This window comes from Kitasatospora sp. NPDC057015 (assembly GCF_042673745.1).
In the GTDB taxonomy this organism is placed as follows: domain Bacteria; phylum Actinomycetota; class Actinomycetes; order Streptomycetales; family Streptomycetaceae; genus Kitasatospora.
On sequence record NZ_JBHUSG010000118.1, the window covers coordinates 1 to 4,147 of the forward strand.

Annotated in this window: 4 protein-coding genes and 1 pseudogene; 3 read left to right on the top strand and 2 right to left on the bottom strand. The window is 74.0% G+C overall.

The genetic code is table 11. The features are described 5' to 3' along the window. Together ACFTWP_RS41320 and ACFTWP_RS41325 are read right to left on the bottom strand one after the other, a co-directional pair. A pseudogene (locus tag ACFTWP_RS41320) lies at positions 1-81 on the bottom strand (electron transfer flavoprotein subunit beta); the annotation flags it as partial. 411 nt (positions 82-492) lie between these two features. Then, positions 493-906, bottom strand: coding sequence for a TlpA family protein disulfide reductase (locus tag ACFTWP_RS41325; protein WP_380270340.1), 414 nt, complete (start codon positions 904-906; stop codon positions 493-495). 292 nt (positions 907-1,198) lie between these two features. Between ACFTWP_RS41325 and ACFTWP_RS41330 the strand changes: the two genes are divergently transcribed. From ACFTWP_RS41330 to ACFTWP_RS41340, 3 genes are all read left to right on the top strand, one after another. Next, positions 1,199-1,627, top strand: a complete 429-nt coding sequence (locus tag ACFTWP_RS41330) for a DUF4395 domain-containing protein (RefSeq protein ID WP_380270341.1) — start codon at positions 1,199-1,201, stop codon at positions 1,625-1,627. Positions 1,628-1,804: 177 nt separating this feature from the next. Continuing rightward, positions 1,805-2,599: a lysophospholipid acyltransferase family protein gene (locus ACFTWP_RS41335; RefSeq protein WP_380270342.1), complete on the top strand. Its 795-nt coding sequence runs from the start codon at positions 1,805-1,807 to the stop codon at positions 2,597-2,599. Between the two features lie 338 nt (positions 2,600-2,937). Further along, positions 2,938-3,978: a TolB family protein gene (locus ACFTWP_RS41340; protein ID WP_380270343.1), complete on the top strand. Its 1,041-nt coding sequence runs from the start codon at positions 2,938-2,940 to the stop codon at positions 3,976-3,978. Positions 3,979-4,147: the final 169 nt, after the last annotated feature.

Genomic DNA, 4,147 nt, shown 5'->3' on the forward strand with positions numbered 1-4,147 from the left:
GGTGGTGTGGTCGTCCGCGAAGCGACGGTCACCGGTCGCGTCGGGCACGTACTTCACACAGACAACGATCCTCAAGCTCACGGCCTGTCTCCTGTACTGGTCTCGTCCGGCGGCTGCGGCTGGTGCAAGCGGCGATGACGCCACGCGCCCGCTCCGGGCAGCGTGTTCCCGTGCCCGTCCGGAACTTCCTGGCAGCATACTCGCCAGTAGCTTAGCCGTCACTACTGGCCAGTAGCTTAGCGCCGCCGGGAACCCGGCCGAACGCCCCCAGGGCCCTGCGACCTCGGGGAATCCCCGTGCGGCACGGTCCTGCGGACGGCTGCAACACCGTCTGCGCCCATCCTGCCCCAGCCCGCGCCCAACACCACCTGACGGGGCGGCGCATCCGCTGTGAGATTCACCGGCGCCACCAAGATCGACCTTGCCCTTGACAGCAGGACCCCGATCGCCTAGACGGACCGCCCGCGCAGCCGCCCGCCGACCGAGCCCCCGTCAGACCGCCTCGCCCAGGGCGGCGATGATGTCCGCCCGACGCGGCTGACCCGCCGCCCGACGGACCACCCGGCCGCCCGCGTCCAGCACCAGGACGGTCGGGGTGCGCAGGATCTCCAGCCGGCGGACCAGCTCCAGGCGCTCCTCGGCGTCGATCTCGACGTGCGCCACCCCCTCGACCATCCCGGCCACCTCCCCCAGCACCCGGCGGGTCGCCCGGCAGGGCTGGCAGAAGGCGGTGGAGAACTGCACGAGGGTCGCCCGACCGCCCAGCTCCGCCCCGAGCTCCGCGGCGGACAGCCGTACCGCGTCGTCCCTGGTCCGCACCCGAAGCCTCCCGTCGCGCCTGGCGCGCAGCAATCCGAACGCACTCGCCAGCGCGAGCACGACAACACACACCACCAACCCGGTCATCGCTCCAGTGTGCGCCACCCCGCGCACTCCCCCGCCGGGAGCCCCGCGCCGGTCGTCCGCGCCGAGCGCCCGCGCCGGGTGCCCGCCCCCGTCCGGACGCCGGCCGCCCGGCCCCGCAGGGGGGTCGACCCGCCCGAACGGGCCCGCGTACCATCGGGGCGTGGACTCCAACCGCCCCGCGCTGCCGCGCCTCACCACCCGCCGGGTGGTCGACCTGTGCCGCGCCACGGCCTCGCGCTGTCGCTGACCCCACCTTCGGTCAGCCCGCCCGAGTCCCGCCCACGGAGCCCCCATGCAGATCGACCCGCGCGGCCCGCGTTTCGCCGCCGTCCTCACCTCCCTCGTCCTGGCCGCCGTCCTGGTCACGGGCAGCGGCGCGCTGCTCGCCGCCCAGGCCCTGGTCTTCGCGCTCGGCGCCTTCGCCGGCCCGAAGTACTCGCCCTACGGCCGGCTGTACCTCGCCCTGATCCGCCCGCACCTCGGACCGCCCACCGAGACCGAGGACGCCCGGCCGCCGCGCTTCGCCCAGGCCGTCGGCCTCGGCTTCGCCGTCGTCGGCACCGTGGGCTACCTGAGCGGCCTGACCTGGCTCGGCCTGATCGCCACCGCCGGCGCGCTGGCCGCCGCCTTCCTGAACGCCGCGTTCGGCTACTGCCTCGGCTGCGAGATGTACCTCCTGCTGCGCCGGGCCCAGGTCCGACCGGGCGTGCAGGCGGGCTGAGCACCACCGCCACCACTCGGCCCCGCGGCGCCCGCGCGTGACAGACGGCCCTCGTTCGGGGGATCATCGTCCTGTATCACCCGTGGCCGTCGCGGCGTGCCGCGCCCTCCGGTCGGCCCTCGTACGTCGCGGGTACCGCCGGACCGGGCACCAGGCCCGTGGAAGTTAGGGCTGACCGTGGCAGATTTCGTGTACCCGCCGGTGATCGGAGCCGCGCTCACCGTCTTCCGCGCGCTCGACGTGCGCATCAAGATCGTGGGCGCCGAGAACATCCCCGCCAAGGGTGGAGCGGTGCTGGTGAGCAATCACATCAGCTACCTGGACTTCCTCTTCGCCGGCCTCGGCGCCGTCCGCGGCGGAAAGCGCATGACCCGTTTCATGGCGAAGGACGACGTCTTCAAGCACGCCGTCTCCGGCCCGCTGATGCGCGGCATGAAGCACATCCCGGTCGACCGCACCGACGGCCAGCCCGCCTACGACGCAGCCGTCCGCGCCCTGCGGGCCGGCGAGGTGGTCGGCGTCTTCCCCGAGGCCACCATCAGCCGCTCCTTCATGCTGAAGAAGTTCAAGACCGGCGCCGCCCGGATGGCCGCCGACTCCGGCACCCCGCTGCTGCCGGTCATCCTCTGGGGCACCCAGCAGCTGTGGACGAAGGGCCGCCCCAAGACGCTCACCAAGCGCCACGTCCCCGTCACCATCATGATCGGCGAGCCGATCGCGCTGGCCCCGGGCGACAAGCCGGTGATGGTCACCCGCCGGCTGCGCGCCGCGATGACCGAGATGCTCGACCGCGCCCAGCGGGAGTACCCGGCCAAGCCGAACGGTCCGGACGACACCTGGTGGCTGCCCGCCCAGCTCGGCGGCACCGCGCCCACCCTGGAGGCCGCCGAGGCCGAGGACGAGGCCGAGGCCGTCGAGAAGGCCGAGCGCCGCGCCGCGAAGGAAGCCGCCAAGAAGCAGGGCGGGAAGTAGCACCCGGGCAGTGACGTGACAGGAAGGGCGGGTCCCACCCCTCGCGGGTGGCACCCGCCCTTCCGGCTGAGGGCGGCCCGACCGGCTGCCGGGGGAGCCATACCAGCTGCCCACCCCCACCCTCGCCGAAACCTTGGGTAGCCAATCGATTGCAAAGAGTTGCGTGTCGGTCCGCCGGGGCGCTTCACCCGTCTGACACAGTGACAGCGCCCGCTCACGGGCCCTCGTCCTGGATCGGAGACGGACACATGCGCGGCAGAGGAGTTTCGTACGGGGCAGCAGCGTGCTCCCTTCTTCTGGGATCACTGCTGACCGGCTGCGGAGCCGACAGCAACCTGATGCCCTCCTCCGCGGCGGACACCCCCCTCGCCGTCGAACCGACCAGCGCCGCACCGGCCGCCGACGGCGCGGCACCGGCGGCCCTCGCGGTCACCGCGCGGAACGGGCTGATCGCCACCCGGGGCTACCTCGACCCGGGCCGCACCACGGGTGCGATCTTCACCGTCGCCCCCGACGGCAGCGGACGGCAGCAGCTCACCCAGCCGCCGGCCGACGCCGTGGACGACCACCCCGACTGGTCACCGGACGGCCGGACCATCGCCTTCGACCGCAGCCCGGCCGCCGGCGCCGCCCGCCTCTGGACGGTCGGCGCGACCGGCGGGGAGCCCCAGCAGGTCCCGCAGATCTGCCAGGAGGACGCACCGGACTGCCTGAACGAGGAGGAGCGCACCCCCGCCTTCTCGCCGGACGGCAAGCTGATCGCCTTCAGCCGCTCCTGGGGCGCCCTGGACGACGCCCAGCAGCAGATCCAGTACTCCGACCTGTTCGTGATGAACGCCGACGGCACCAACGCGCAGCGGCTCACCATGCTCACCAACGACAAGCCGTTCTCCGGCCGGGTCGACAACGCCGCCTGGTCGCCGGACGGCACCCAGCTCGCCTTCGCCTACCGAACCAGCGGCACCGGGCAGCCCGCCGACAGCACCGCGATCTTCGTCATCAACGCGGACGGCACCGGAATGCGCCAGCTGACCCCGTGGGCGCTGCGCGCCGGCGACCGGCCCAGCTGGTCGCCGGACGGCACCCGCGTCCTGTTCACCACGTATCCGGCCGGTCCCGACTTCACTCCCGGCGGCGGCATCTACACCGTCCACCCGGACGGCAGCGCGGTCACCGCGCTCACGCCGGCGCCGTCCGACACCTTCTACGGGGTGGCCGCCTTCTCCCCCGACGGCCAGCAGGTCACCTTCGCCCAGGCCCCCTCCGGCGCCACGGCGGAGATCTACACCATGAAGGCCGACGGCTCCGCCGTCACCCAGGTCACCAACACCCCCGAGCAGTGGGAGGGCCACCCGTCCTGGGGGCGGTCCTCCCAGTAGGTACGCATCCAGGTACGCATCCCCACGGACCGCCTGCTACGAAGAGCGGGCTCGCCGCCCCCCCCCCCCCCCCCCCCCCCCCCCGCGGCCGGCGGGCGAGCGGGCGGGCGCGGCGGCGGCCGCGGCGGCGGGGGCGGCCGGGGGGGGGGGGCGGGGGGGCGGGCTCGGG

What these genes read in the sequence shown, in the direction of transcription:
- ACFTWP_RS41330 (WP_380270341.1), top strand. Translation starts at nt 1,199, where the DNA reads ATGCAGATCGACCCGCGCGGCCCGCGTTTCGCCGCCGTCCTCACCTCC.
- ACFTWP_RS41325 (WP_380270340.1), bottom strand. Translation starts at nt 906, where the DNA reads ATGACCGGGTTGGTGGTGTGTGTTGTCGTGCTCGCGCTGGCGAGTGCG.
- ACFTWP_RS41340 (WP_380270343.1), top strand. Translation starts at nt 2,938, where the DNA reads ATGCCCTCCTCCGCGGCGGACACCCCCCTCGCCGTCGAACCGACCAGC.